Genomic DNA, 25,967 nt, shown 5'->3' with positions numbered 1-25,967 from the left:
CCGGCCGGCAGCAGGCCCAGCTCGGAGAGAAGCGCATGGCTGCGTTCGACCTAGGCATTCAGTGCGCGAGCCGTGTCCTGCGGGCCGAGGAAGATGGGCTCCCATTGGTTCATCCTCACAAAGTCCCTCCATTCCCGGGTTTCGGAAACCTTGCGCAAGGCGTTCACCCAGTAGGCCTGTTGCGCGGCACTGGCACCGGGTGCCGTCATCACGCCCTGAAACGAGTCGCTGACATAGTCGATGCCCTGTTCCTTCCAGGTGGGGGACTGGGCGAACAGGCCCTCAAGCCGTTGATCGGCCGCAATCGCCAGCACGCGCACGCGGCCCGACTGCAGATAGGGCAGCAGGTTCGGCGTGGTGGCCGAGACCACATCGAGATGCCCTCCTGCCAGCGCCACCATGGATTCTGCGGAGGACTTGTAGGGAACGATGCGCAGCTTCTGGATATTCACGCCGCCCTGCTGCAGGGGCTTAGCCACGCCCAGATGGATGTGATTGCCCAGCGTGGTGGCGATGCCTATGGAGTATTTCTCGGGGTCCTGGCGCAACTGAGCGATCAGGTCCTGGGCGTTGCGCAGCGGCGAATCCGCGCGCACGACCACCGTGGTGAACTCGCGCAGCAAGGTCACCAGCGGCGTGCCTTTTTGCAGGTGTGCGGGCAGGGCGTTCTGCGCCAGGCTGTTGCCGTAGCTGGTGCTCAGCGTCATCAGCGTGTGGGCGTCGCCAGGGTGGCGGTGCAGACTCTCCAGCGCGGCGATCGCATGCGCGCCGGACTTGTTGCTGACCACGAACTGCGGTGCATGGCCATCGCGTGCCAGCAGCTCGGTGAGCTTGCGTGCCGCCTGATCCAGCGCCGCGCCGGCACCGCTGGGGACAATGAATTCCGTGGCTTTGCCGGGCTTCCAGGCCGATGCCGCTGCACTGCCGGATTGCGCGGCAGCAGGGCCTGTTGTCAGTGCGCAGCACAGCACCGCCATCGATGTCAGCCATGGGGCCAGAGTGCGATGCAGGCGGGAATGAGTTACGGTACTGGCCGACATGAATGCTCCTGAAATCAATCGCCATGCGCTTTGCGGGCTGGCGTGCTGAAGACTGTAGAAGCGCGGCAGCCTCGCAACAACGAATGAATTTTCATGAGTTAGTAAGCAAAAGAGCTGAGCTACCCGGGCCTGAGCGGCAGGCCTGCTTGAAGAGGCAAGAACGAAAATGACCTGGCATGCGCAACTGGCGCTGAACTATTCCCTGCAGGCCGGCAAGACCTCGGTGCATTTCACGCACGATGGTCCGCTGCGCATCCTCAAAAGTCTCTATCCCGAGGGGCCAGCCATCTGCCACAACGTGCTGGTGCACCCGCCGGGCGGGCTGGTGGGCGGCGATGTGCTGGACATTGATGTCCATGTCGCAGAAGGTGCGCATGCGCTGGTCACCACGCCCGGTGCCACGCGCTTTTACAAAAGCAACGGCAAGCAGGCCATGCAGCGCACGCGGTTGCGTCTGGACCCCGGTGCGAGGCTGGAGTGGCTGCCGCTGGAGGCGATCGCGTACAACGCCTGCGATGCCGTCAACCACCTGGAGTTCGAGCTTGCCGAAGACGCGCAGCTGCTGACCTGGGATGTGACGGCACTGGGCCTGCCGCTGGCGGACCAGCCCTATGCGTGCGGCAGCTTCGAGCAGCACATCGAATGGCCGGGCCGTTTTCTGGAGCGCGGCGTGGTCAACGCGCAGGATGAGCTGCTGCTCAATGGCGATCTGGGGCTGGCCGGGCATCGCTGCCTGGGCAGTCTGATCTTTGCCAGCGGCTCAGCCCTGGCGCGCCATCAGCGCGAAGCCTTGCTGGAAGGCACGCAGGAGCTGCTTGCAAAGGCCGCCCCGGCGGTGTTGAGCGGGGTCACTGCTCCCAATGAAAACATGCTGGTTCTGCGCTGTGCATCACCTGTGGTTGAGCCTGTGATGATGCTGTGGAAAACCGTGTGGAGTTTCTGGAGAGAAGAACTCTGGGGCCTGCAGGGCGGCACGCCGAGAATCTGGTCCATGTGAGCCAGTGCCGGCCCGATCTGCGACTGTCGTATCCCGGCATCCCCATAGGCTTGGCGCTGTGGCAGGGCCGGGTTTCAAGGCGCCGATCGGCCGGTGCACCGGGCCAGCTCGGACCGGCTCCAGTCCAGTCGCTCGCGCACGCGGGCACAGGCGGCACTGCCGGCTTGCGGGTCGCGTTCCATGCAGCGCTCCTCGATCATGGCCAGGCTGGCGCGCGTGTATCGGTATTGCTCCTGCGAGCAACTGCGCGTGCCGGCCTCGGCGCGTGTTCCGCCTTGCGCGCGCGTGCCGGGCGGCACGGCCGTCCAGCCGCGGTGGTGCCAGGGCGAGAAGGAGGAAGAAGGCGTGATCTCTATGCCGTCAACGCGTCCGGAGAGGTCGGGAAATGTGGACAGCATGGCGGCGGCCACCAGGGCCGGGTCGGTCATGCGTCCCAGCGCCGTATCGCAGTCCATGACATCGGGATTCAGGCCCGGCGGCAACAGCCTCAGCACGCCATAGATGCGGGTGGCATCGGTCTCCAGCTCCTTGACGCTGCGCCCGTTGCTGCCCGGCACCAGGCCCATGCCGAGCAGTTGGTACTGCGTGTCGCGCAAGGCGGTATCGGGGCCGGCATGGATCTCGAGCACGCCCGAGGACCGGCCTGCGAACATCAGCAGCCTGAAGGCATCAGTGGAGAACAGCGCCTGCACCTCCAGATGGCAGCGGGCCGGGGCAGCGGGGCGCAGCAGGCTTGGCAATTCCTTGGCGGCGTCGCCGTGGACCAGCATTGCCGTGCGCGGCAGCATCTGCACGGCTATCCGTGCCTTGCCCAGGCTCACGGTGGCCGCCACGCTGGCGTCGATGGCGGCCACCGTGGAAAATTGCGCCAGGGCCTTGAAGCCGGGCTGCATCACGGACAGTCTGTCGTTGCCGACCACGCCGCCTGTGGCGATCTCCAGGCGCCCGTTCACGAAGCGGTAGTAGCTGGGCACTTCGTCGGTCTCGGTATAGCTGCCGTGGCGCGTGGAGACGCGGTAGCGGATCTCGCGCCCGCCGATCTCCATGAAAGGGCGCAGCGTCTGCACCAGGGCATTGCGCGTGGCGGCATCGTCCTGGCGCAGCGTGATCTCCACGCGTGTGGAGCCATAGCCGAGCAGCTTGTCAAACGCATGGCGCATGACGGCCTGGTTCGGGAAGGTGATGACGGCCCCCACCATGCCTGCCATGGCCGCCACGCCGCCCAGCACCAGCGGCCAGCTGGAGTGCGCGTCGGAGGGGGTGCGGGTCACGGCGCTCCAGATGGCTTGCACGCCATGACTCAGCCAGGTGGTGGCCACGAAGGCAATGAGCGCTGCAGTCGGCGCCCACACAAGAATCAGCAGTATTTGCAACAGGCCCATATGGGCGGTGATTCTAGGCAGATGCCATGCATGGCCTGGCGGCAGCGGCCGGGGCTACAGCGCCAGAACGATTCTGGACTCCTGCGTCCTGGCGCGCGAGCAGCAGCTCATCATCTTGGTACAGGCCGCGCGCTCGGTGCGGGTCAGCACCATGTCACGATGATCGATATCGCCTTCCAGCACCGGCACCTCGCAGGAGCCGCACAGGCCTTCGCGGCAGTCGCACTCGATATCGATATTGGCGCTGCGCAGTGCATCGAGAAGGGTCTCATCGTTGCGCACCTGCAGCGTGATGCCGGATTCGCGCAACTCGACTTCAAAGCCGTGCTCCTTGTCCGGGTCGAGGGCTCCCAGGGTGCTGGAGAAATGCTCCACGCGCAGGCTGTCCTCTGGCCAGTGACGGCTGGCCTCAGCCAGCCCGTCGAGCATGCGCTGCGGACCGCAGGCATAGATCTGTGCGCCGGGCCTGACCTCGGCCAGCAGCGCCTGGTAGTCGGCTCGCCGGCCTTCCGCGCCCACATAGATCTGCAGACGCTCGCCATGCCGTGCCTGCAATGCATCCAGGAGCGCCATGCGCTCGCGCTGGCTGCAGCTGTAGTGAATTTCATAGGGGATGCCCAAGGCCTGGGCGCGCGCCGCCATGGCCGCAACCGGCGTGATGCCTATGCCGCCGGCGACGAGAATCAGCTGCTGCGCGCCTTCGTCGAGCTTGAAGTGGTTGCGCGGGCCGCGCATCTGCACCTTCATGCCGGCCTGCAGCACGCCATGCACCCAGGCCGAGCCGCCACGGCTGTGCTCCTCGCGCAGCACGGCGATCTCGTAGGTGTCCGCTTGCTGCGGATCGCCGCATAGCGAGTACTGGCGCGAGATGCCGGTGTCGCCGCAGTGCAGGTCGATATGCGAGCCCGGCGTCCAGCGCGGCAGCTCGCGCCCGTCGGGAGCCTTGAGGCGCACGCGCAGCACGTCCTGCGCAATCAGCTCGGTGCTTTGCACCAGCATGCTGCGGCTGACGCCGCCTTGCGAGGATTCGCCGATGCGCACGGGCTGCTGCTCGGCCAGCACGGCGGGATTGGCGCGCTCGGGATTGCGGCTCACATCCCACTGCACCCACAGGTGTTCGGGGCCTCGGAACGAGGTGTTGGGCACATAGGTGAAGCGTTGCTCGGCCAGCTGCATATGGGGCAGGCGGCGTGTGAACTCCTCGAGGAAGATCTGCATTTCCATGCGCGCCAGATTCTTGCCCATGCACTGGTGGGAGCCATAGCCGAAGGTCAGGTGATCGCTGGCATTGTCGCGGTGTATGTCGAACAGGTCGGCATCGACAAAATGCTGCTCGTCGTGGTTGGCCGAAGAGGTGACGATGAGCAGCTTGCTGCCGGCCGGAATGGCCTGGCCGCCGATCACCACGTCCTTGGTGGCCAGGCGCCGCCAGGCGGCCACCGAGCCGTTGTGGCGCAGGCATTCCTCCACAGCATTGGGGATCAGCGAGGGATTGGCGCAGATCTCCTGCCAGACCCTGGGGTGCTGCAGCAGCAGCTTGACGGCATTGGCCGTGGCGTTGGCCGTGGTCTCGTGCGCGGCGACCAGGCCGGCCATCATCATCGAGTGCAGATAGGAGTCGGTGACGACCTCGGGCAGCTCTTTTTGCTTGCGAATGCCGTATTGCATCCAGCCTTCGGCGTCGGGATCTGCACGCATCTTGTCGAGAATCCGGCCTGCGTGCTGCCAGAAATTGCCCACGGCATGGGCCACGGCCACCTGCTCTTCGGCCCGTGGGCGTCCCCAGGTGTTGACGGTGTGGGCAATGCTGTACTGGCGCAGCGTGTCCATATCGTCCGCAGGTACGCCCAGGAAATGCATGGCCACGGTGAGCGGCACCTCCCACAGCATCTGATCGACCAGATCGGCGCGGCCGTCGTCGATGAAGCGGTCCACATATTCGCGGGCCAGCTGGCGCACCATGGGCTCGTGGTGCTTGAGCTCTTCGGGCGTGAAGGGCTGCATCAACGCGCGGCGGCGCGGCATGTGAGCGGGCTCGTCCTCGTTGACCAGAGTGCGGTTCAGCGCAAAGCCGTAGCTGGCGAGCACGGCATTGGCTTCATCGCCCGTGGGCGTGATCTTCTCCAGCGCAATCGAGGGGCTGAAGGTCAGGTTGTCGCGAAAGATGGCCTTGATGTCGTCGAAGCGCGTGACCACCCAGTAGCCCAGCTGCGGGCTGTAGAACACCGGCTCCTGCTCGCGCGCCCAGCGCACATATTCGGGCGGGTCCTGCTGGTAGCCGTCGGCAAAGGGATCGAAGCCGGCGGCACCGTGGCTGATGGGGCAGCCCGTAGGGCCACTGTGGCCGGTGGGCTTGCCGAACTGGCTGTGATCGATGGGGCAACGGCTGGGGGTGGAAATGGTCATGGCTATCTCATGGGGGTGGCAGGTGGATGGGGCAACCATCTATAGGACATGCAAAGGCGGCCTGCCGCCAGCCTCTGCGCTTGCAAAGCTTGCGCTACGAAAGTAGTTCCTGGTCTGCAAAACTGGCGCGCTCGCAAAAGAGAGACAGCGAGCAAGAGCCGCCCCGCAGCGAGGCTCCCCCATTGGGGGAAGGCGCGAAGCGACTCAAGGTGGCAGTCTCAGTCCAGCGTGATGTTCAGATCCTTGATCAGCTTTTGCCAGCGTGCGCTTTCGCTGTGGATCAGCGCCTGGAACTGCTCGGGCGTGTTGCCCACGGGCTCCACGCCAAAGTCGATGAGCTTTTGCTTGACGGCAGGCTCGTTGATGGCGGCAACCACCTGCTTGTTCAGCGCCGTGACGACGTTGGCCGGTGTCTTGGCGGGGGCCACCATGCCGACCAGGGCCGCAGCCTGCACGCCGGGCAGACCCAGCTCGGCAAAGGTGGGCACATCGGGCAGCTGGGGCAGGCGCGTGGCATTGGCCACGGCCAGGGGGCGCACCTTGCCGCCCTTGATGAAGCCGGCACCAGCGGCCAGGTCCACCATCATCACGGGAATCTGACCGCCCGCCACATCTGCCAGCGCCGGAGCCGCACCGCGATAAGGCGCATGGGCGAGCTTGAGGCCGGCCTCGGACTTCAGCAGTTCCATGGCCAGGTGATGGGGGCTGCCCGCGCCGGCGGAGCCGTAGTTCACGCCCTCGGCGCTGGCCTTGGCGGCGGCAATGAACTCCTTGGCGGTCTTGGCCTTTTCGGCGGGGCCGGCCACCAGAATCATGGGAAAGCGGCCCATGAGCGTGACGGGCAAGAGGTCCTTGCCGGGGTTGTAGCTCAGGCTCTTGTAGAGCACCGGGTTGAAGATCAGCGTGCCGTTGTCGGCCGACAGAACGGTATAGCCGTCGGCCGGTGCGCGCGCGGTCTCCGAGGCACCGATGGCCGTGTTGCCGCCCGGGCGGTTGTCCACGACGATGGGTTGATGGGCCTGGGCACCCCAGGCCTGGCCTATGGTGCGGGCCAGGAAGTCCGAGCCGCCGCCTGCGGCGTAGGGAACGATCCAGCGCACGCTCTTGCTGGGGAACTTGTCCTGGGCCATGACGGCTCCAGGGGCTGCGGCCAGCCAGAGCATGCTGGTGGCCAGAACCGAGGCGGTGAAGAGGCGTTTTTTCATTGAGGGTGTCTCCTGGGCTGTGGTGTTGTTTGCCTGCGGGTTAACCAAGCTTCACTCCGCCTGCGGTTCCGCTTTAATACGGAAATTATTTTGCGTAATTTTTATACGCATAGCGTAAATATGCTTCAAGGGATTACCCGAGAGCCAGCACGAGACATGCGTGAAAATGTCTTCAACGGCTTACGAGACAGGCGCAACCAGCTATGAAAATCGAGAAGAAGACTTTGGCTATGGCGAAGCGGCAAGCAGCCAGCCCTGCAGCAAGAGTGGCGTCGCAGAATGCCCGGCTAGAGCCGGATCAGCGTCGCCAGCGTGTGCAGGCAGCAGAGACCTGTCTGGCCGTGCTCAAGGCGCTGGCCGGTCTGGGCGGGCGTGCCAGTCTCACGGCCATCGGTGCTGCCGTCGATGAAAGTCCGGCCAAGGTGCACCGCTATCTGGCCAGTCTCATGGCCGAAGGTTTGGTGGAGCAGGACCGTGGCGGCACCCAGTACGCGCTCGGACGCGAGGCCATCCATATCGGCCTGGCTGCGATGCGCCAGAACGATCCTGTGCGCATGTCCGAGCCCGCTTTGCAGCATCTGCGCGAGTCCTTGCAGGTCACGAGTTTTGTCGCGGTCATGGGCAATATGGGGCCCACCATCGTGCGGTTCGAAGAGCCCAGCCTGCCCATTACCGTCAATGTGCGTGTGGGCTCGGTCATGTCCATGCTGTGGTCGGCCACGGGGCGGGCATTCTTTGCCTTCATGGAGCCGCAGCCCGAGGTCGAGGCGCTGCTGGCGCGTGAGCTGGAGGCAGCCAGCCCCGAGCATCGCCGTCTGCTGCATGCCAGCAAGCCTCTGGAGCAGCTGCGCAGCGAGATTCGCGCAGCCGGCTGCGCAGCGATCCGGGACCTGAATCTGCCCGGCATCAGCGCCGTTGCTGCACCTTTGTTTGACTACCACGGCCATGTGGTGGCCGTGCTCTGCGCGCTCGGGGCCAGCGGCGGCTTCGACCCCGATCCGCAGGGCCGCATTGCCCAGGCTGTATGCCAAGAGGCACGCGCCATCAGCGCTTCGCTGGGCTACCGAGTCTAGGTCTGTGATCAGGCCCCGGTCAGTGCAGCCGGGGCTCCGAGGCGCTGGGACAGCTGACGCGCCTGGGCCTGCAGCTTGCGGGCCGGCAGACCGGAGGGGTCCAGCGTCAGCGTGACCGAAGGGCCGATGGCGGCAATCGCCAGCACCAAGTGGCCGAAGCCGTCGAACACCGGCACCGCCAGCGCGCTTACGCCTGAGAGCAATTGGTTCTCGACCACGCTCAGGTGGTTGCTGCGAATGGCGTCCAGCTCCTTGGCAAACGCCGGCTCGTCCAGGCTGTGGCCTTCGGCCTGCAGCAGCGGTGCGATACGGGCTGGGTCGCCAAAGGCAGCAAAAATCTTGCCCGTGGCGGTATGGCGCAAGGAGGCCGGCGTGCCGTGGCGCATGGCCACATAGACATGGGTCGGGCCTTCCTCGACGCGGATGATGGTCGGCCCCTGGCCGCTCCAAATGGAAACCGACACGGTGTAGCCCACCTCTTGCGCCAGGGCGGGCAAATCAGCAATCGCCATGCGCACAGGGTCGGCCTGCTGCAGGCTGATGAGCCCCATCTGAATGGCCAGCGGCCCCAGGCCGTAATGGCCGCTGACGCGATCTTGCTCCATCAGGCCCAGCTTGCAAAAGCTCACCAGATAGGGGTGGGCCTTGGCCGCCGTCATCTCGGCCTCGCGTGCCAGATCCTTGAGCGCCATGCGCCGGCCCGTGCGCGCCAGCACCTTGAGCAACTGGCCGCCGACCTCCACGCTCTGTATGCCGCGCGGTGCGCGCGTGGGCTCGTCGTCACTGGATTCAAGCATCAAACGGGCGTCGGTCAAAGAAGAGTTGGCGTGAGGCATGACGGCATTGTGACGGCGGAAAAGCGGCTGGAAGTCCTGCAGGGTTTTTCACTATGACAAATCGATTGTGCAATGTTGAATTTATATCTAGCATTCAGAAATTCGATAAAGATGAATGCATTTGTTTAAAACAAAGAGATTGCAACGATGAGCACCAAGACCTTTGCCTCCGCCGCCGACCTTGAAGTCAAGAAGGTGAGCTTCGACAAGCTCTCCGAACATGCCTATGCCTACACGGCCGAGGGCGACCCCAACACCGGCATCATCATTGGCGACGATGCCGTGATGGTCATCGACACCCAGGCCACGCCCGTCATGGCCGAGGACGTGATCCGCCGCATTCGCGAGGTCACGGACAAGCCCATCAAATACGTCACGCTGTCGCATTACCACGCGGTGCGCGTGCTGGGTGCCTCGGCCTACGGCGCCGAGCACATCATTGCCAGCCAGGACACCTACGACCTCATCGTCGAGCGCGGCGAGCAGGACAAGGCCAGCGAGATCGGCCGCTTTCCGCGCCTGTTCCAGAACGTCGAGAGCGTGCCCGATGGCATGACCTGGCCGACCATGACCTTCACCGGCAAGATGACGCTGTGGCTGGGCAAGCTCGAGGTGCAGATCCTGCAGCTGGGCCGCGGCCACACCAAGGGCGATACCGTGGTCTGGCTGCCACAGGAGAAGGTGCTGTTCAGCGGCGATCTGGTCGAGTTCGATGCCACGCCCTACGCCGGCGACGCCTATTTCCAGGACTGGCCGCAGACGCTGGATGCCATCGCCGCGCTTCAGCCCGAAAAGCTGGTGCCCGGCCGCGGTGCGGCGCTGCAGAACGCAGCCGAAGTGCAGGCCGGCCTGGCAGGCACGCGCAATTTCATCAGCGACCTGTGGGCCGAGGTCAAGGCCGGCGCCGATGCGCGTCAGGACCTGCGCAAGGTCTACGAGGCAGCCTTTGCCAAGCTGCAGCCCAAATACGGCCATTGGGTGATCTTCAACCACTGCATGCCGTTCGACGTGACGCGCGCCTATGACGAGGCATCCGGCCATGCCGACCCGCGCATCTGGACCGCCGAGCGCGACCGCGAGATGTGGCTGGCGCTGGAAGGCTAGTCATCCCCGGGCCGCCCGGCTGGCAGTCTCCAGCACCTAGCGCGGCGGTCTGCGGCGAAGCTATCTAATACAGGAGCTGCTTGCGCTTTTGCATAAAGGAATTCAAGTTGAAAAGATATTGAATTCCATGACTGACAGGCGGTAGTAGCTATCAAAAATACAGAGTTTGAATCCGGCCGCAAAGAGCCGGAGGGGTGGCTTTTGCCCCAAAGAACAGATCCACGCTTTTCAAGGTTTGCGCACCGATGAACGCCATGTCCACCCCAGCCATTGCTCCTGAGGCCCTGCGCGGCAGCGCCGCCGACATTCAGTCCATCCAGATTCCCTATCGGCGGCATGCGGATCAGGATGCCGATGTGCCGGCTCGCCACCCCGTGGTCGTCGTCGGCGCAGGGCCCGTGGGCCTGTCTCTGGCCATCGATCTGGCGCAGCGCGGCCAGCCGGTGGTGGTGCTCGACAACGACTGCAAGCTGTCCACCGGCTCGCGCGCCATCTGCTTTTCCAAGCGCACGCTGGAGATCTGGGACCGCCTGGGCGTGGGCCAGCCCATGGTGGACAAGGGCGTGTCCTGGAATCTGGGCAAGGTGTTTGCCAGGGATCAGTCGCTCTACCAGTTCGACCTGCTGCCCGAAGCTGGTCACGAGCGCCCGGCCTTCATCAATCTGCAGCAGTACTACGCCGAAGCCTATCTGGTCGAGCGCGCACTGCAGCTGCCGCTGATCGACCTGCGCTGGCACAACAAGGTCACGGCGCTGGTGCCGCGCGACGACGGTGCCCTGGTGAGCGTGGAAACGCCCGAGGGCGAGTACCGGATCGATGCCCAGTGGGTGCTGGCCTGCGACGGATCGCGCTCGCCCTTGCGCGGCCTGCTGGGCCAGGAAAGCCATGGCCGCATCTTCCGCGACCGGTTTCTGATTGCCGATGTGAAGATGCATGCGGATTTCCCGACCGAGCGCTGGTTCTGGTTCGATCCGCCGTTTCATCCGGGCCAGAGCGTGCTGCTGCACCGCCAGCCCGACGATGTCTGGCGCATCGACTTCCAGCTGGGCTGGGAGGCCGATCCCGAGGAGGAGAAAAAGCCCGAGAACATCCTTCCGCGCATCCGCGCACTGCTGGGCAAGGACGCGCACTTCGAGCTCGAATGGGCCAGTGTCTACACCTTTGCCTGCCTGCGCATGGACCGCTTCGTCCACGGCCGCGTGGTCTTTGCGGGCGACAGCGCGCATGGCGTCTCGCCCTTCGGCGCACGCGGCGCCAACAGCGGCGTGCAGGATGCCGAGAACCTGGCCTGGAAGCTCGACCGCGTGCTGCGCGGTCAGGCCGATTCTGCGCTGATCGCGACCTACGGCGCCGAGCGCGAATACGCGGCCGACGAGAACATCCGCAACTCCACACGCGCCACCGACTTCATCACGCCCAAGAGCGAGATCAGCCGGCTGTTTCGTGATGCGGCACTGGAGCTGGCGCGCGAGCATGAGTTTGCGCGTCGCATCGTCAACAGCGGGCGCCTGTCGGTGCCGGCCACGCTGCAGCATTCGCCGCTCAACACGCCGGACGGCGAGGTCTTCGAAGGCTCCCAAATGCCCGGTGCCGTGCTCAGCGACGCGCCCATGCGCCGCCCCGGTGACAGCCAGACCACATGGCTGCTGCGCGCCCTGGGCACGGACTTCACGCTGCTGCATTTCGGCCCCACGCCGGCCTGGGCACGCGAGCTTGGCGGTGTGCTCAATCTCTCGATAGCCGCCGAGGGCGATGCCGGGGCCGCGCAAGCCGATCTGCTGGATGTGCAGGGTCTGGCCGCACAGCGCCTCGATGCGCGCCCCGGCACCTGCTATCTGCTGCGCCCCGACCAGCATGTCTGCGCGCGCTGGCGCCGTCCTGACGAGGCTGGCGTGCGTGCTGCGCTGCTGCAAGCCAGCGGCGCCTTGCAATGAAACACCCCAGAGGATTCCCTTTTTTTCAGGAGACCGCCATGCTGCTGTCCACTCACCCGAATCTGCAGGCCTGCGACGATTTCTATGAAGCCCTGATCGCCACGCATCAGGGCCTGGAAACCGCGCAAAGCCATGCCCTCAATGCCCGCCTGGTGCTGCTGCTGGCCAATCACATCGGCCATCAAGAGACCTTGCTGCATGCGCTCGAACTGGCCCGCGCCAGCGCAGGATTCGCTCCTGCCGGTGCAGACCCGGCCGAGCGCGGCGCCGTGACACCGGTTGCCCCGGTACACGCTGCCGTTTGAGATGCAGCGCGCCGCCGGCCTGGCGGCAGCTGCGCCATCCCCTAAAGGCCCCGTCACCAAAATCTATTCAAGGGGCCATGAATCAAGGAGACAAGGATGATGCAACGCAAACAGTTTCTGGCCGCACTGGCCTGCTCGACGCTGGCCTGGGCGGCAGGGCCGGCCGCCATGGCGCAGGAAAAGCCCCTGGAATGGGTCATAGGCTACGCCGCAGGCGGGGGCTCCGACGTGGTGGCCCGCGTGATTGCAGAGGCCATGGGCCGCAATCTGGAGCGCCCCATCGTCATCAACAACAAGCCCGGCGCGGGAACCAATATCGCAGCCGAGTACAGCGCGCGCTCGCATGACTTTGGCAACCTGATGTTCACGGCCGACTTCGCCACGCTGGCTGCCAACCCCTTTCTGTTCCGCAAGCTCAACTACAACGCCGAAAAAGACTTCAAGCCCGTGGGCATGCTGGTGCGCTTTCCCATGCTGCTGGTGGTCAACAACGATGTGCCGGTCAGCAATCTGAGCGAGTTCGTCGCCTGGGCCAAGCAGCAAAAGAGCGGTGTGAGCTGGGGATCGGCCGGCCTGGGCAGCCCTCATCATCTGGTTGGCGAGCTGTTTCGCGAGGAAGCCGGTCTGGGCAATATGACCCATGTTCCCTATCGCGGGGCCGCGCCCGCAGTGCAGGATGTGATCGGCGGCCAGATTCCCGCCATGTGGGCCGACAGCGCCACCATCATTCCCTTCCTCGGCGAGAAAAAGCTCAAGGCCATAGGCGTGGCCAGCCCGGCCCGCATCGATGTGCTGCCCAAGGTCGCTACCTTGCAGGAGCAAGGCCTCAAGGGCTTCGAGGGCTATGCCTGGCAGGGCATCGTCGTGCCCAAGGGCAGCTCGGCCGAGGTGGTCAGGAAGTTCAGCCAGTCGCTGCAGTTTGCGTTGGCCGACACGCGCACCAAGGCTCGTCTGGCGGCCATGGGGGTCGAGCCCATGCCCGGCAGCTCCGAGCAGATGGAGAAATTTGTCAGCAACGAGCGCAGCAAATGGGGCCGTGTGATCACGGCCAACAACATCAAGCTCGATTGAGCACCGGGCTCAGTGGGCCGCAGCCCGGATGACAGACAGGCCCGGGCGCTGCGGGATATGCGTTTTTGCAGATGCATCGCCGTGCCAGCCGTGGCAGACTGCGGCCCATGTCCGAGCCCACACTTCTCGTTGCCGACGATCACCCGCTGTTTCGCGCGGCGCTGATCCAGGTGCTGCACGACCGCTTTCCGCAATTCCGCATTGTGGAGGCGGCCAGCGCCCAGACTCTGGGCGCTGCGATGCAGGAGCATCCCGAGATCGAGCTGGTGCTGCTGGACCTGGCCATGCCCGGCGCGCGTGGCTTCTCGTCCCTGCTGCATCTGCGCGGCGAATATGCGCAGGTGCCGGTGATCATCATCTCGTCCAATGACGACCCTCGCATCATCCGTCGCGCCCAGCAGTTCGGGGCTGCAGGCTTTATCTCCAAGTCTGCGGCTGCAGACGATATGAGTGCCGCCATTGACGAGGTGCTGAGTGGCGATATCAGCTTTCCCTCCATGGTGGCCGAGCGCTCGGAGGCCGATGCGGCCCTGGCCGCTCGTCTGGCCCAGCTCACGCCCCAGCAGTTTCGCGTGCTGCTGTGCATTGCCGACGGGCTGCTCAACAAGCAGATCGCGCACGAGTTGGGCCTGGCCGAAAACACCGTCAAGGTGCATGTGACGGCAATTCTCAAGAAGCTCGAATGCTATTCGCGCACCCAGGCCGCTGTGCTGGTCAAGAGCCTGGAAAACGATCACGAAGTTTGACTGCCATGCCGTCTCAGCGATCCGCTTTTTTGATAGCTGTCTGTGCTTGATGCATAGGACTTTCTGCCGATTTGGTCGGGATTTTTCGCTGCGTCGGTGGAATCTGCTGGCTCACAAATGGGTGAAGAACTTCGGTGCAGCGTCCCAGCGCTCATGCATGCCATCGACATAGGTGACGGGAATGCGTGACAGCTCTTGCTCCGACACACCTTCCAGGCAACCGATATTGATGCCGTACATCTGGCCCATCGGCGTATCGTTGCCAACGCCAAAGACGCGGATGCCGCAGCGCCTGCAGAAGAAATGCTGGTTCTTTTGCGAGCCAAACACATAGAGGGTGAGCTCCTTCTCGCCCGTAATGAGACGGAAATTTTCGGGGCTGGCGATGGCGGGCCAGAACCGGCTGCGCCTGCAGATGGAGCAGTTGCAGCGATAGCTGGGCTGGCTCAGATCCAGGCCGGCTTCAATCTGAACCCGGCCGCAATGGCAGCTGGCGCGATAGGACTTCAGCATCTGGCGATCCCCCTGTGTTGAGACGGGCCGCCATCGGCATGTCAGCCCTGCTCGAAGCTTAGATAGTTCAGATGCACCTGGCTACGCCAGACCACACACCATGCATTGATGTCGCTGCCATGGGAGAAAAATATCTCCCAGCGATGATCGACCTCGTCCTGAAAACCCTGTCTCGCCGCATTGATGAAGCGATGGCAATGGCCTTGGAGCGGGCCTTCGACATCTTGTGCATCGATCAGCCAGAGGAAATCCCCTTGCCAGCCGGCGTCGCACGATACTTCATGCAAGGACTTCAGACGCAGTCTGCTGACCACATCGGGCCAATGAGCAAGATCGATTCGGCAGCGCACAGCCAGGCGGTCGTCAATGCCGCTGCCTCCGGCGTAAAAGCCCAGCGCATAGTGCAAGTCTTCCTCTGCGGGCGCAAAGCCAATCAGATTGGCAATGAGTGACATGGGCTTGTCCACGCACATGTCTTGGCTGCTGCGTCGATGAGCCAGGCTGTCGTAGTCGCGCATGTCTTCTGCAGCCGTCTAGGCAAGAGCAGGCATGCACAGGTGCGTCTCCTCATGCGGCATGCGTTCGTCCTCCCAGGGAGGAGAGCACGGCGGGAGCGATCAGCCTGTGCATGGGTTTGACGGGCAGCATGTAGAGGCGGCCCAGTGCGTTCTTGACATGCACGACGGTGGTGATGGTGATGACGGTGTCCGGGGAGCTGATGTCGCTCTTGCGGTGAATGCTGAGCACGACCTTCAGATGCTTGTCGTCGTCGCCGATCAGGGCTTCATCAAAGGTGTTCTCGAACACCGTGAAGATACCGACCCTGTCGCCGGGGCCGTAGCTGGCTGCTGGTTTTCCAGGCATCAGGGCCGACAAGGTGCCCAGGTTCTTGAGCCCCGCCAGACCGCCGATCAGATTGCGCGCACGCATGCAGATTTCAATCCAGCGCGGGGTTTTGCGCGCGGCAAGAATGAAGTGGTCCAGTGCAGACAGGCCTGTGGCGTCCGAGACGATGCTCCAGGAGTCGTGAAAGCTGGAGCCGGCCACTCGCTGTGCGATGCGGCTGCCGGGCGGAACGGAGGATTCAACGGGATGATGGTGCATGCTGTCTCTGTCAGGGTTGAGCGGCCCGCGTGCCTGAAAGCCGCAGAGGCTGTTGCAGCATATCGAAGAATTCGCCACTGGGCTTGTGCAGTCGTGGCGTGCAGACCGGCGCTGGTTCTGAATTCATGGCGAGCGTGCGATGCCCTGAAAACGCCGCAGCTGGAAATGACTTTGGTCTTCAGGCGCTGCCGCCTTCTCGTCCGCGCAGAAAAGTCTGGCTCATCAGCGCCCGCAGCGCCGGCGGTCTGACCGGCTTGGCCAGAAAGCCCCAGCCGCGTTCGGCAGCCTGGCGGCGCAGGGTGCTGTCGCCTTCGGCGGTCAGCAGGATGGCTGGAGGCTGCCGGCCCCAGCGCTCGCAAAGCTGGGTATAGACATCGGGGCCGTAGAGCTGGCCCAGATGCACATCGAGCAGCACCAGTTGCGGTGCATTGCCGGGCGCTGCATAGGCCAGGGCTTCGGGTGCATTGGCGGCCAGCGGCACATCGCAGCCCCAGCGCTCGAGCAGGGCGCAGGTGGCGTCGCGGGTGGCGGGATCGTCCTCCACATACCAGACGGTGCCGCCCTGCAGCGGGCTGTCCACGCGGGCGCTGGGAGAAGGCTCCTGGGAGACCGGTGTCAATGCTGCAGCCTGGCCCAGTGGAACCTTGACCCAGAAGACGCTGCCCTTGCCCAGGGTGGAGCGCAGGCCGATCTCATGGTCCAGCAATCTGCCCAGGCGCTCCACAATGGCCAGGCCCAGGCCGGTGCCGCGGTCGTCGGCATGGCCTTCGTCGAGGCGGCGGAACTCCTCGAAGATTTCCTTTTGCAGGCTCTCGGGAATGCCCGGTCCCTGGTCATGCACCTCGATGCGCACCTGGTCGCCCTGGCGGCGACAGCCCACGACGATACGGCCCTTGCGCGTGTAGCGGATGGCGTTGGAGACGAAGTTCTGCAGTATGCGACGCAGCAGGGCCTCGTCGCTGCGCACGATCAGCCGGCTGGGCATGCAGTGCAGGCTCAAGCCCTCGTTTTCGGCCTGCAGCGCAAAATTGTTGTGCACCACTTCCAGCAAGGAACTGAGCGCGAAATCGCGCACGCGGACTTCGAGCTGGCCCGATTCCATGCGCGAGATATCGAGCAGGCTGGTGAGGATGGCGTCCTGAGAGGCCAGTGCCTTGTCCACCCGCTGGGCCAGCTGGCGGCCCGCATCATCGTGCAGATAGGTGGGCAGCAGGCTGGTGAAGATGCGCGCCGCATTCAGCGGCTGCAGCAGGTCATGCACGGCCGAGGCGACAAAGCGGGTCTTGTAGCGGTTGGCGCGCTCGGCCTCCTGTTTGGCCTGGGCCAGGTCCCGGGTGCGATCGGCAATGCGCTTCTCCAGCGTATCGGCCAGGTTGCGCAGCTCGCGTGCCGTGTTCTTATAGCTGGTGATGTCGGCATAGCTGGTGACAAAGCCGCCGTCGGGCAGGGGGTTGCCGCGAATCTCCAGCACCGTGCCGTCGCCCTTGGCGCTTTCGTGCAGATGAGGGCTGCCGCTGCGCAGATGCTGGAGCCGGCGCTGGATCGCGGGCTCCACATCGCCCTTGCCCAGCAGGCCGCGCTTGGCGTTGTGGCGTATCAGCGCTTCGATAGGCTGGCCCACATGCATCAGCTCGGGCGGGTAGCGGAACAGCTCCACATAACGCGAGTTCCAGGCCACCAGCCGCAGCTGCGGGTCCACCACCACCACGCCTTGCGGCAGATGCTGCAGGCTGCGCGAAAGTCCGGTGTCGGCCTGCTTGGCGGCCTGGACAATGCCGTCCTGCGCGGTGCGCAACTCCTGCGCATGCTGGTGCAGAACGGTCTCCAGCTCCTTGCGGCTGCGCTGGCGCAGGGCTGCCAGGCGCTGGCGCTGTCGGATGTAGAGCACCAGCAGCGATGCGGCCAGCCACAGGCCGCCGGCGGCCACTGCCGCCCAGTGGCTGGCTGTCTGGCTATGGACGATGTCGTGCAGCAGGTGCAACTGCCATTGGCTTTCAGGCAGTTCCATGCGCAGCCAGAGCATGGGGTCGACCAGCGGAGGCTGGCTGAAATGGGCCAGCATGCCGATGCCAGCAGGCTGCCGGCTGGTGCGATAGCCGAGCGGAATCAGGGCCTGGCCCGCGTATTGATGGGTGTCCCGCACTACCTGCTGGTCGCTGCTGGACAGCGGCTCTAGCAGGCGGTAGCGCCATTCGTCGCGGTTGGAGAGAAAGACCACGCCATGCTCGTCCGAGGCGAAGACGATGTCGGGCGACTGGCTCCATTCGCCTTCGAGCTCCTGGAACAGGATCTTGATGACGATGAGCCCGAGCACCGAGCCGCCATCGTCATGAATGGCCTGGGAGAGAAAGTAGCCTGGCAGTCCCGTGGTCATGCCTATGCCGTAGAAGCGGCCGCTGCCCCGGCTCAGCGCCTGGGTCACATAGGGTCGAAAGCTGTAGTCCTCGCCCACGTTGCTGTGCGAGTCGCGCCAGTTGCTGGCGGCCAGGGCCTTGCCGGTTTTGTCGATGAGGGTCAGCGTGGAAGCCTGGCTGGCGCCGTTGGCCTGCTCCAGCTTGTGGTTGAGCCTGTCTACCTCGGCGGCGCTGAGTGGATGGCTGAGCGCGCTCTTGAGCTCGGCATCGAGCGCCAGCACCTCGGGCAGGGTGCGGTAGCGATCCACGCGCTGCACCATGGCCTGGGCGTAGAGCGTGAGCTGGCGCTGCACGCTCTCGCTTTCATCGTGCAAAGAGGTCTGCAGCGCGACGCGACTGGCCGCCCACATGCTCAGCAGCATGCCGCTGAGCACGATGACAAGGGTCAAAAACAGTCGGTTTCGGGCAAGGTTTCGCGCAAGACGCATGACGAGGTCGGGTGATCAAGGAGCCCAGTGTGGCTCTGGAGCAGGTTCAGCGCGGATTTTGACGCCTAGGGATTTCCCTGAGTTGGTGCATGCTCTCCCTAGGAGCGCATCCCGACCTAATACCAATGGGTTATCGGCACAAAAAGGGCGCGGGAGTACAAACGGCAGCAATTCGGCGCACCACGGTGGTGCGCCCGCAATCTTGGAGATGCAGCGTGCACACTCTGCCCACCGAATCTGCTCCGCGCGAGCACTTGCCGTTCTACCGTCAGCTCTACTTCCAGGTGGTGTTCGCCATCATCGTGGGCGTGCTGCTGGGGCATTTCGAGCCCGCCTATGGCGAGGCCATGAAGCCCTTTGGCGATGCCTTCATCAAGCTCATCAAGATGATCATCGCGCCGGTGATCTTCCTGACCATCGTCACCGGCATCGCCAGCATGACGCACCTGAGCGCCGTGGGTCGCGTGTTCGGCAAGGCCATGGCGTATTTCCTGACCTTCTCCACACTGGCGCTGGTCGTGGGCCTGATCGTGGCCAATGTGATGCAGCCCGGCGCCGGTATGCACATCAACCCCGCCGATCTGGACCAGACGGCCGTCAAGGGCTATGTGGCCAAGTCGCACGAGATGACGCTGACCGGCTTTGTGATGGACATCATCCCCAAGACGCTGATCAGTCCGTTCGTGGGCGACAACATCCTGCAGGTGCTGCTGGTGGCCGTGCTGTTCGGCGTGTCCCTGGCCATGGTCGGCGAGGCCGGCAAGCCCGTGCTGAACTTCTTTGAAGCCCTGACCAAGCCCGTGTTCAAGCTGGTCAACATCGTGATGAAGTTCGCTCCCATCGGCGCGTTTGGCGCCATGGCCTTCACCATCGGCAAGTTCGGCCTGGGCTCGCTGGTCAACCTGGCCGAGCTGGTGCTGACCTTCTACATCACCTCGGCCCTGTTCGTGCTGGTGATCCTGGGTGCGGTGGCGCGCTTTTGCGGCTTCTCCGTGCTCAAGCTGATCAAGTACCTCAAGGACGAGTTGCTGCTGGTGCTGGGCACATCGTCTTCCGAATCGGCTCTGCCTTCGCTGATGCACAAGATGGAAAAAGCCGGCTGCAGCAAGTCCGTCGTCGGTCTGGTCGTGCCCACCGGTTACTCCTTCAACCTGGACGGCACCAATATCTACATGACGCTGGCTGCGCTGTTCATTGCCCAGGCGACCGATACCCATCTGACCCTGGGCCACCAGATCGCTTTGCTGCTGGTTGCCATGCTGTCGTCCAAGGGCGCGGCGGGTGTGACGGGGGCTGGTTTCATCACCCTGGCAGCGACCCTGGCCGTGGTGCCCGAGGTGCCCGTGGCCGGCATGGCTCTGATTCTGGGTGTGGACCGCTTCATGTCCGAATGCCGTTCGCTGACCAACTTCATCGGTAACGCCGTCGCCACCGTGGTGGTCTCCAAGTGGGAAAACGCGCTGGACCACGAAAAGCTGGATGCGGCTCTGGCAGGCAAGGACGAAAACGAGGCAGTGTCCGCTCACGCCTGAGAGAGCACAGGCCTCATGCCAAAAAGCCCCGACCATCAGGTCGGGGCTTTTTTCATGGGCTTCAGGCTTGAAGCACAGTCAGGGAAAGCGCTGGTAGCTATTGCTTTTATGGCATTCAGGCGGAGAGCGGGGTCGCCGCCAGCAGGTCATGGGCCGCCAGCACGCGCAGGGTGTCACGCCCCAGGCTCTTGCTGCGGGGTAGAAAGCGCACCCAGCTCAGTTTGTTGACGGTGCGCTCCAGTACCTGCCGGGCCTCAGCGGGAAGCTGCTGTACAAACTGCTGCCAGGCTTGTCGGGCCTGTCCCAGCGCACCTGCCTGCTGCAGAAACAGCGCCGTGGATTGGGCATAGTTGAGGGCATCGCGCGCCATGCAGACGGCTTGCGGCAAATGGGCAGCAGGGTCGTCTTCAAAGTCGATGAAGCCTATGACCCCGTCGGCGCAGACCACCATATTGCGCGCCACGGCCTGGCTCAGCACCTCGCCGCAGGCATGTGCCTGCTGTATGGCCTCCAGGCCTTTTTGCCAGAGCTCCAGCGTGGGCTGCGCGCCCCGGGCAATCGCTTCTTCGATGGCATTGCTCAGCGATGGAGCCTCTTCTCCCGGGCGGCCCAGATGGCGCATCACAAAGGCCTGCTCGTGCGTGGCCAGCACCTGCGGCACGCGCAGGCCCTTGGCCATGAAGCTGCGCAGGCGGCGCACTTCGGTTTGCAGGGACTCGGTCCCTCCGGGGTTGGGCACGGGCTGCAGCACGGCGGCCCTGAACAGCTTGGCCAGCGTGCTCAGCAGCCAGTAGTTGAGGGCCGGGTTGCCTTTGTTGGCGCGCTTGACCCAAAGGGTTTCATGCGCCAGGTCATAGCGCATGATGCTGTGAGGCTGGTCCAGATGCTCGCGCAGAAATGCCTGGTAATCGATGGCGTTCTGCGCAGGGGGCATCTGCTCTTGGGCGGAAATATCCTGAGATGGCACGGCGTGGGGTCTGTCGGGCGCGAGGCTCTGGCTTCTCAGGTCCAGATGCCGTTGCGCTGGGGAAAAGCCTGCGATTGTGCCGCGTTGTCGGCACTGCCTGCAGCAGAGGGGCGCAATACGGGCTCGTGCAGCGGCTGAAAGCTCTGTGCCGTGGCCAGCGGCCAGTAGTTCTGGAAGACCTTGTGCTGGCGCTCCAGGTTCTTGAGCAGGCAGCCTGGCTCCACGCGCAGTATCAGGTTGGACAGCAGGCTGACCTGGGTGTCGTCCAGCCGGCGCACGATATGGTGGGCCGTGATCTCGTTGGGATGCCTGAGGCCGGCGGCCTGAACCAGCTCCTGCAGCGCATGCAAGGTGTTCTTGTGGAAGTTGGCCACGCGCGTGGCCTTGTCGGGCACGACCAGCGCCTGCTGGCGCACGGCGTCTTGCGTGGTGACGCCCGTGGGGCAGGTGCCGGTGTGGCAGCTCTGGGCCTGGATGCAGCCCAGCGCCATCATGAAGCCGCGCCCCGAATTGCACCAGTCGGCACCCAGGGCCATCATGCGGGCAATGTCGAAGGCCGTGATGACCTTGCCGGCCGCGCCGATCTTGATGCGCTGGCGCAGGTTCACTCCCAGCAGCGTGTTGTGCACCAGCAGCAGGCCCTCCTGCAGCGGCACGCCCACATGGTCGACAAACTCCACAGGCGCAGCGCCCGTGCCGCCTTCGGCGCCATCGACGACGATGAAGTCGGGCGTGATATTGGTTTCCAGCATGGCCTTGACCATGGCAAACCATTCCCAGGGATGACCGACGCAGAACTTGAAGCCCGTGGGCTTGCCGCCTGAAAGACGGCGCAGCCTGGCGATGAACTGCATCAGCTCCACAGGGGTGGAGAATGCGCTGTGGCTGGACGGCGAAATGCAGTCTACGCCAATGGGTATACCGCGCGCTGCTGCAATTTCGGGAGTGACCTTGGCTCCGGGCAGCATGCCGCCATGGCCGGGTTTGGCGCCTTGGCTGAGCTTGATCTCTATCATCTTGACCTGCGGGTCGGTGGCGTTGGCGATGAATTTCTCTTCGCTGAACGTGCCGTCCGCATTGCGGCAGCCGAAGTAGCCCGAAGCCACCTCCCAGATCAGATCGCCGCCATGCATGCGGTGGTACTGGCTGATCGAGCCTTCGCCCGTGTCGTGGATGAAGCCGCCCATCTTCGCGCCCTGGTTCAGCGCCTGGATGGCGTTGCCCGACAACGCGCCAAAGCTCATGGCCGAGATATTGAAGACGCTGGCGTGATAGGGGCGGGTGCAGGGATCCACTCCTTCAGCTGGCTGCTCCTGCGTGCCGCCAATCCACAGGCGGAAGTCATGCGAGCTGAGCTTGGTGGGTTGCAGGGAGTGGTTGACCCACTCATAGCCCTGCTGACTCACGTCGAGCTGGGTGCCGAACGGCCGGTTGTCGACCTGGCCCTTGGCACGCTGATAGACCAGCGAGCGCTGGGCGCGCGAGAAAGGCTGGGCCTCGGTATCGCCTTCGATGAAGTACTGGCGAATCTCGGGACGGATGAATTCAAAGATGAAGCGCAAATGTCCCATGACGGGATAGTTGCGCAAAATGGCATGCTGCTTTTGCAGCAGATCCCAGATGCCCAGCAGCACCAGCAGGGTCGACGCAATCAACCATCCAAGCCCCCTGTCTGCTGTCGTCAGCGTGTAGAGCGAGATGCCCAGTACGACCACCGAGATGGCTAGCGCGCTATAGCGCAGAGGCAGACTGTTGAAGAAGCGATGCACTGCAGATACTCCCATGGCAGGGTGTGTTGATGGTGGCCCGCTAAAATTCAGCCTGTACGGGAGCATCCTGCCCCCAGCTCCATCTCCCGGCCCTGCACTTCGATAGTGATGAAACGGTCCGGGCCATCATAAAAGCCTTTCCCTATGCAAGAACAAGCACCTAACTCCGCAGCAGAAGACTCGGCCCTCGCCGACATTCCCGAGGGCGCACTGAGCAACGATCAGCTCGAAGAGCTGGATGCGCTGCTCGATGAGCTGCGCACCCGCGGCGACGAAATTCCCCAGTGGGAATTCTGTGACGGTTTCCTGACCGCTCTGGTCTGCACGCGCCGCCCCATCGCCGCAGCTGAATACATGCCCATGTTGCTGGGCGATGGCGAAGCCCTGCAAGTGGCCGAAGGCCAGCCCCTGCCCAAGCTGGAAGTCTTCAAGGACGAGGCCCAGCAGGCACGTTTCATGGAGCTGTTCGAGCTGCGCCTGGCCGAAGTGCGCGAGCAGCTCGATGCCGACATCAAGTCCCTGGCCGACGACGCCGCCTTCCAGCCCGAAGCACTGGACACGCGTGGCGCCATCGCCATCCTGCCCGAAGCCGAGCAGGCCGAGTTGGCCGGCGAAGAAGTGCCCTCGTTCTCGCAAGTGTGGGCGTTGGGCTTCATGTTTGTGGTGGAGAACTGGGCCGACGAATGGGCCGCACCACGCGACAAGGAAGCAGCTCAGTTGCTGGATGCGGCCATGGAGTTCATCGTCAACCTGACCGAAGACGACACGGACGAGCCGGCTCTGAATCTGTACGACGAAGCCGGCCCCGCCTCGACCAGCCAGGAGCGTGTGGACGCCTTTGGCGAAGCCATCTGGGCCGTGTATGACCTGTACCGCCTGTGGAAGAGCATGGGCCCCCGCCAGGAAACCATCGTCAAGGGCGAGCAGCCCGGCCGCAATGACCCCTGCCCCTGCGGTAGCGGCAAGAAGTTCAAGAAGTGCCACGGGGCCTGACCAGAGCCACCGCTTGAGGCTCTTTGAGCTTTCCCGCCAAGGGGCAGGAGCACCGCCGCAAGGCGGTCTTTGCTTGCTGCCTCCGAGTTAGGGGTAGCTGTGTTGCAGAGCCCTCTACCAAGGAGCCTCGGTTGTCGGGGGGCTCAAACTAAATAAAGTCCGCGTGACATTTGCGCAGGCATTGGCGTGTAGTGTGAGTTAGTGGGATAGATGACGCATTTAGGTGAGCGCATACGCGCCCGGCGACAGGCGCTGGGTTTGAGTCAGGGACGCTTGGCGCAGATGGCGGATGTCACTGCATCCGCCATCTCTCAAATCGAGTCGGGAGCCATTCGCACTCTCAAGAATGACACGCTGGCAAGACTGGCCATCGCCCTGCAGACCACGGCGCTGGAATTGATGGCAGGTCTGCATTCAGAGACCGCATCGCTGCCCAGCGATGAGCAGCGTTTGCTCGACTGCTATAGAAAACTGCAGCCGCCGTTGCAGGACATTGCTCTCAAACTGATTAAAGCTCTGCAATGATTTCCGAATCACTTTATTGAGCGATTCCTTTTGTTTCAGAAAGGCCTGCTATCTGCAGGCCTTTTTGTTTTTCATTCAAAACCAAGGGTTAACCCGATTATTGAATGTAGGAGGAAATCCAATAGCCTGTAGGAAATGAATGAAGATTGCGTAGATTGAACCGGAAGCCACACGTGAGGGATTAGTCGGGAAAATTACAGATGATCTCTTTCGGCTTGTGAAGTGATTGTTTTTATTGGATTTTTTGGTCCGGGAGTGCTTGCTTACTCGAGGGGTGAAATTGCTGAGAGCTATGCAGCATATTTGTTGATAGCTATTTCAAATATTTCAAGATGTTTCTTGCTTCGTAAGATGGACTCCGCGGTGGTCGAAAACAGCCACAGCGATCTACAAACCTGATTGTTGAAGGAGCTAGTCATGAAAGACCAAATCATCAAATTCTGGCGTGATGAAGAAGGTGCAACGGCGATTGAGTATGCGCTGATCGCTGGCCTGATTGCTGTTGGGTTGGCGTTGGCGCTGACTAATCTGGGCAAGGAGTTGTCAGACTTTTTCGGACGCATTGGAACGAAACTGAAGGGAATCACCATCGCATAAAGCAATGTGGGGATATCTTTTCATATTGTTCTTGGTTGCCTCTGGGATCTTCGATCTCAGACATAGGATGGTTCCCAACTGGTTGATTTTCTGTGGTTTGATAACATCAATTTTCATTTTTGTTTTTGACCCTGAAAATCAACCAGTTGGGGTAAGTTGGATCAATGGTCTGATTTCTTCGGTTTCGATATTTTTATTTTTTCTATTCTTTTATTTTATGGGCCTCATGGGGGCGGGAGATGTGAAATTTTCTGCGGCTCTGGGAGCCTGGGTCGGCTGGGAGTTGCTGCTTTTGATCTGGGCTCTGAGTTGTGCGTTTGCACTGGCTCATGGCTTGATTGCCCGAAGTGATCTGAGATATTTATTTTTCCCTGCAATAAAGTTGGAGGATGGCTCAACTGATAGGGGAAAGCGGTTTATCCCCTATGTGACTTATCTGTCGCTGGCAACAGTCATCGTTTTGGTGATGATCAAATAGCGTAAGCAGAAAGGAGGGGGTATGTACTTGAGAAATCAAAAAGGTGCTGTGGCAATTGAATTTGCACTCCTCTTCCCTATTTTTTTCTTGATTTTCTATGCCATAGTTACCTATGGATTGATTTTTACTGCTCAGCAGACTTTGACGTTGGCTGCAGCAGAAGGTGCTAGAGCCGCAGTGCGATATCCGGCTCAGGTTCCTGCCAACACCTCTTTAATCAGTGCGCGTAAGAGCGCCGCCTGTGCGATGACCAATGGCGCTTTGGAATGGTTGAGAAACATGGGTACCGGCTTGGGGGGAACCTCGTGCATGGACAGCCCGACGGGTGATGCGGCCGGTATCTATGTCTCATCAGGCGATTGCACGGGGGGCGCTGTGGGGGCTGGAATCTCCTGCATCAATGTTCGCATTAATTACAACTATGCAGCTTCACCGTTGATTCCAAAGTTGTTGGGACCCGTGCTGAGCCTGCCGACTCCAGACATATTGAGGGGCGGTGCAGTAGCTCAAGTAAGTCTGCTGGATTGATGAATTGAAAAGCTCTGTCA

The 25,967-nt window shown here is 62.9% G+C and carries 24 protein-coding genes; 13 read left to right on the top strand and 11 right to left on the bottom strand.

Going from position 1 to position 25,967, the window contains the following annotated elements; genetic code table 11:
- Window positions 1-50: 50 nt before the first annotated feature.
- Window positions 51-1,040, bottom strand: a complete 990-nt coding sequence (locus P353_RS21110) for a tripartite tricarboxylate transporter substrate binding protein (RefSeq protein WP_232776747.1) — start codon at window positions 1,038-1,040, stop codon at window positions 51-53.
- 166 nt (window positions 1,041-1,206) lie between these two features.
- Here P353_RS21110 and P353_RS21105 point away from each other — a divergent pair, with 166 nt between their 5' ends.
- Entirely contained in the window at window positions 1,207-2,037 is an 831-nt protein-coding gene (locus tag P353_RS21105; RefSeq protein ID WP_034373971.1) for an urease accessory protein UreD, read from the top strand.
- Between the two features lie 74 nt (window positions 2,038-2,111).
- On the opposite strand, the gene P353_RS21100 is transcribed toward P353_RS21105, so the two are convergent.
- From P353_RS21100 to P353_RS21090, 3 genes are all read right to left on the bottom strand, one after another.
- Window positions 2,112-3,419 (bottom strand): hypothetical protein, encoded by a 1,308-nt coding sequence (locus P353_RS21100; RefSeq protein WP_034373966.1) that lies wholly within the window; start codon window positions 3,417-3,419, stop codon window positions 2,112-2,114.
- 54 nt (window positions 3,420-3,473) lie between these two features.
- Window positions 3,474-5,825 (bottom strand): cytochrome P450/oxidoreductase, encoded by a 2,352-nt coding sequence (locus P353_RS21095; protein WP_034373962.1) that lies wholly within the window; start codon window positions 5,823-5,825, stop codon window positions 3,474-3,476.
- A 218-nt stretch (window positions 5,826-6,043) separates the two neighbouring features.
- Window positions 6,044-7,030, bottom strand: coding sequence for a Bug family tripartite tricarboxylate transporter substrate binding protein (locus P353_RS21090; protein ID WP_034373959.1), 987 nt, complete (start codon window positions 7,028-7,030; stop codon window positions 6,044-6,046).
- A gap of 230 nt (window positions 7,031-7,260) precedes the next feature.
- Between P353_RS21090 and P353_RS21085 the strand changes: the two genes are divergently transcribed.
- Complete coding sequence (locus P353_RS21085) at window positions 7,261-8,103, top strand: IclR family transcriptional regulator (protein WP_034374239.1); 843 nt, start codon at window positions 7,261-7,263, stop codon at window positions 8,101-8,103.
- Window positions 8,104-8,111: 8 nt separating this feature from the next.
- On the opposite strand, the gene P353_RS21080 is transcribed toward P353_RS21085, so the two are convergent.
- A complete protein-coding gene (locus tag P353_RS21080; RefSeq protein WP_034373957.1) occupies window positions 8,112-8,939 on the bottom strand; it encodes an IclR family transcriptional regulator in 828 nt (275 codons plus the stop codon).
- Between the two features lie 147 nt (window positions 8,940-9,086).
- On the opposite strand from P353_RS21080, the gene P353_RS21075 reads away from it, so the two are divergent.
- The 5 genes from P353_RS21075 to P353_RS21055 all read left to right on the top strand — a co-directional run bounded on the left by P353_RS21075 (window position 9,087) and on the right by P353_RS21055 (window position 14,099).
- On the top strand, window positions 9,087-10,043 hold the full coding sequence (locus P353_RS21075) for an MBL fold metallo-hydrolase (RefSeq protein WP_034373954.1): 957 nt from the start codon (window positions 9,087-9,089) through the stop codon (window positions 10,041-10,043).
- 254 nt (window positions 10,044-10,297) lie between these two features.
- Complete coding sequence (locus P353_RS21070; RefSeq protein WP_034374235.1) at window positions 10,298-11,977, top strand: FAD-dependent oxidoreductase; 1,680 nt, start codon at window positions 10,298-10,300, stop codon at window positions 11,975-11,977.
- Between the two features lie 38 nt (window positions 11,978-12,015).
- Complete coding sequence (locus P353_RS21065) at window positions 12,016-12,282, top strand: DUF2783 domain-containing protein (RefSeq protein WP_034373951.1); 267 nt, start codon at window positions 12,016-12,018, stop codon at window positions 12,280-12,282.
- Window positions 12,283-12,378: 96 nt separating this feature from the next.
- Window positions 12,379-13,353, top strand: a complete 975-nt coding sequence (locus tag P353_RS21060) for a Bug family tripartite tricarboxylate transporter substrate binding protein (protein WP_196354071.1) — start codon at window positions 12,379-12,381, stop codon at window positions 13,351-13,353.
- A 107-nt stretch (window positions 13,354-13,460) separates the two neighbouring features.
- Window positions 13,461-14,099: a response regulator gene (locus P353_RS21055; RefSeq protein ID WP_034374228.1), complete on the top strand. Its 639-nt coding sequence runs from the start codon at window positions 13,461-13,463 to the stop codon at window positions 14,097-14,099.
- Between the two features lie 111 nt (window positions 14,100-14,210).
- Here the strand turns inward: P353_RS21055 and P353_RS21050 are convergent, their stop codons facing one another.
- The 4 genes from P353_RS21050 to P353_RS21035 all read right to left on the bottom strand — a co-directional run bounded on the left by P353_RS21050 (window position 14,211) and on the right by P353_RS21035 (window position 18,558).
- The gene (locus P353_RS21050) at window positions 14,211-14,612 is read right to left on the bottom strand and encodes a GFA family protein (protein WP_034373947.1); all 402 of its coding nucleotides are present in this window, start codon (window positions 14,610-14,612) and stop codon (window positions 14,211-14,213) included.
- A 41-nt stretch (window positions 14,613-14,653) separates the two neighbouring features.
- The gene (locus P353_RS21045; RefSeq protein ID WP_034373944.1) at window positions 14,654-15,130 is read right to left on the bottom strand and encodes a hypothetical protein; all 477 of its coding nucleotides are present in this window, start codon (window positions 15,128-15,130) and stop codon (window positions 14,654-14,656) included.
- 49 nt (window positions 15,131-15,179) lie between these two features.
- On the bottom strand, window positions 15,180-15,716 hold the full coding sequence (locus tag P353_RS21040) for a DUF2867 domain-containing protein (RefSeq protein WP_034373941.1): 537 nt from the start codon (window positions 15,714-15,716) through the stop codon (window positions 15,180-15,182).
- A 178-nt stretch (window positions 15,717-15,894) separates the two neighbouring features.
- On the bottom strand, window positions 15,895-18,558 hold the full coding sequence (locus P353_RS21035) for a PAS-domain containing protein (RefSeq protein ID WP_034373937.1): 2,664 nt from the start codon (window positions 18,556-18,558) through the stop codon (window positions 15,895-15,897).
- A 215-nt stretch (window positions 18,559-18,773) separates the two neighbouring features.
- On the opposite strand from P353_RS21035, the gene P353_RS21030 reads away from it, so the two are divergent.
- Window positions 18,774-20,090: a dicarboxylate/amino acid:cation symporter gene (locus tag P353_RS21030; RefSeq protein ID WP_034373934.1), complete on the top strand. Its 1,317-nt coding sequence runs from the start codon at window positions 18,774-18,776 to the stop codon at window positions 20,088-20,090.
- 115 nt (window positions 20,091-20,205) lie between these two features.
- On the opposite strand, the gene P353_RS21025 is transcribed toward P353_RS21030, so the two are convergent.
- Together P353_RS21025 and P353_RS21020 are read right to left on the bottom strand one after the other, a co-directional pair.
- Window positions 20,206-21,024 (bottom strand): RIO1 family regulatory kinase/ATPase, encoded by an 819-nt coding sequence (locus P353_RS21025; protein ID WP_034373931.1) that lies wholly within the window; start codon window positions 21,022-21,024, stop codon window positions 20,206-20,208.
- 68 nt (window positions 21,025-21,092) lie between these two features.
- Window positions 21,093-22,841, bottom strand: coding sequence for an FMN-binding glutamate synthase family protein (locus tag P353_RS21020; protein WP_034373927.1), 1,749 nt, complete (start codon window positions 22,839-22,841; stop codon window positions 21,093-21,095).
- A 129-nt stretch (window positions 22,842-22,970) separates the two neighbouring features.
- Between P353_RS21020 and P353_RS21015 the strand changes: the two genes are divergently transcribed.
- The 5 genes from P353_RS21015 (at window position 22,971) to P353_RS20995 (ending at window position 25,947) form a co-directional block, all read left to right on the top strand.
- Window positions 22,971-23,819, top strand: a complete 849-nt coding sequence (locus P353_RS21015; protein WP_034373924.1) for a YecA family protein — start codon at window positions 22,971-22,973, stop codon at window positions 23,817-23,819.
- Window positions 23,820-24,029: 210 nt separating this feature from the next.
- Window positions 24,030-24,344 (top strand): helix-turn-helix domain-containing protein, encoded by a 315-nt coding sequence (locus P353_RS21010; protein ID WP_034373920.1) that lies wholly within the window; start codon window positions 24,030-24,032, stop codon window positions 24,342-24,344.
- Between the two features lie 417 nt (window positions 24,345-24,761).
- Window positions 24,762-24,941: a Flp family type IVb pilin gene (locus P353_RS21005; protein WP_034373917.1), complete on the top strand. Its 180-nt coding sequence runs from the start codon at window positions 24,762-24,764 to the stop codon at window positions 24,939-24,941.
- Between the two features lie 4 nt (window positions 24,942-24,945).
- On the top strand, window positions 24,946-25,419 hold the full coding sequence (locus tag P353_RS27660) for an A24 family peptidase (protein ID WP_052084955.1): 474 nt from the start codon (window positions 24,946-24,948) through the stop codon (window positions 25,417-25,419).
- A 21-nt stretch (window positions 25,420-25,440) separates the two neighbouring features.
- Entirely contained in the window at window positions 25,441-25,947 is a 507-nt protein-coding gene (locus P353_RS20995) for a TadE/TadG family type IV pilus assembly protein (RefSeq protein ID WP_034373915.1), read from the top strand.
- The last annotated feature ends 20 nt before the right edge of the window (window positions 25,948-25,967 follow it).

The sequence above is a fragment of the Comamonas testosteroni genome, from assembly GCF_000761245.1.
GTDB classification, from domain to species: Bacteria; Pseudomonadota; Gammaproteobacteria; order Burkholderiales; family Burkholderiaceae_C; genus Comamonas; species Comamonas testosteroni_C.
The sequence above is the reverse complement of the archived record's forward strand: the minus strand, read 5'-3'. Positions and strand labels throughout refer to the sequence as shown.

Coding starts and splice junctions, on each gene's coding strand:
- P353_RS21110 (WP_232776747.1), bottom strand. CDS start 1,040: ATGTCGGCCAGTACCGTAACTCATTCCCGCCTGCATCGCACTCTGGCC.
- P353_RS21105 (WP_034373971.1), top strand. CDS start 1,207: ATGACCTGGCATGCGCAACTGGCGCTGAACTATTCCCTGCAGGCCGGC.
- P353_RS21100 (WP_034373966.1), bottom strand. CDS start 3,419: ATGGGCCTGTTGCAAATACTGCTGATTCTTGTGTGGGCGCCGACTGCA.
- P353_RS21095 (WP_034373962.1), bottom strand. CDS start 5,825: ATGACCATTTCCACCCCCAGCCGTTGCCCCATCGATCACAGCCAGTTC.
- P353_RS21090 (WP_034373959.1), bottom strand. CDS start 7,030: ATGAAAAAACGCCTCTTCACCGCCTCGGTTCTGGCCACCAGCATGCTC.
- P353_RS21085 (WP_034374239.1), top strand. CDS start 7,261: ATGGCGAAGCGGCAAGCAGCCAGCCCTGCAGCAAGAGTGGCGTCGCAG.
- P353_RS21080 (WP_034373957.1), bottom strand. CDS start 8,939: ATGCCTCACGCCAACTCTTCTTTGACCGACGCCCGTTTGATGCTTGAA.
- P353_RS21075 (WP_034373954.1), top strand. CDS start 9,087: ATGAGCACCAAGACCTTTGCCTCCGCCGCCGACCTTGAAGTCAAGAAG.
- P353_RS21070 (WP_034374235.1), top strand. CDS start 10,298: ATGTCCACCCCAGCCATTGCTCCTGAGGCCCTGCGCGGCAGCGCCGCC.
- P353_RS21065 (WP_034373951.1), top strand. CDS start 12,016: ATGCTGCTGTCCACTCACCCGAATCTGCAGGCCTGCGACGATTTCTAT.
- P353_RS21060 (WP_196354071.1), top strand. CDS start 12,379: ATGATGCAACGCAAACAGTTTCTGGCCGCACTGGCCTGCTCGACGCTG.
- P353_RS21055 (WP_034374228.1), top strand. CDS start 13,461: ATGTCCGAGCCCACACTTCTCGTTGCCGACGATCACCCGCTGTTTCGC.
- P353_RS21050 (WP_034373947.1), bottom strand. CDS start 14,612: ATGCTGAAGTCCTATCGCGCCAGCTGCCATTGCGGCCGGGTTCAGATT.
- P353_RS21045 (WP_034373944.1), bottom strand. CDS start 15,130: ATGCGCGACTACGACAGCCTGGCTCATCGACGCAGCAGCCAAGACATG.
- P353_RS21040 (WP_034373941.1), bottom strand. CDS start 15,716: ATGCACCATCATCCCGTTGAATCCTCCGTTCCGCCCGGCAGCCGCATC.
- P353_RS21035 (WP_034373937.1), bottom strand. CDS start 18,558: ATGCGTCTTGCGCGAAACCTTGCCCGAAACCGACTGTTTTTGACCCTT.
- P353_RS21025 (WP_034373931.1), bottom strand. CDS start 21,024: ATGCCCCCTGCGCAGAACGCCATCGATTACCAGGCATTTCTGCGCGAG.
- P353_RS21020 (WP_034373927.1), bottom strand. CDS start 22,841: ATGGGAGTATCTGCAGTGCATCGCTTCTTCAACAGTCTGCCTCTGCGC.
- P353_RS21015 (WP_034373924.1), top strand. CDS start 22,971: ATGCAAGAACAAGCACCTAACTCCGCAGCAGAAGACTCGGCCCTCGCC.
- P353_RS21010 (WP_034373920.1), top strand. CDS start 24,030: ATGACGCATTTAGGTGAGCGCATACGCGCCCGGCGACAGGCGCTGGGT.
- P353_RS21005 (WP_034373917.1), top strand. CDS start 24,762: ATGAAAGACCAAATCATCAAATTCTGGCGTGATGAAGAAGGTGCAACG.
- P353_RS27660 (WP_052084955.1), top strand. CDS start 24,946: ATGTGGGGATATCTTTTCATATTGTTCTTGGTTGCCTCTGGGATCTTC.
- P353_RS20995 (WP_034373915.1), top strand. CDS start 25,441: ATGTACTTGAGAAATCAAAAAGGTGCTGTGGCAATTGAATTTGCACTC.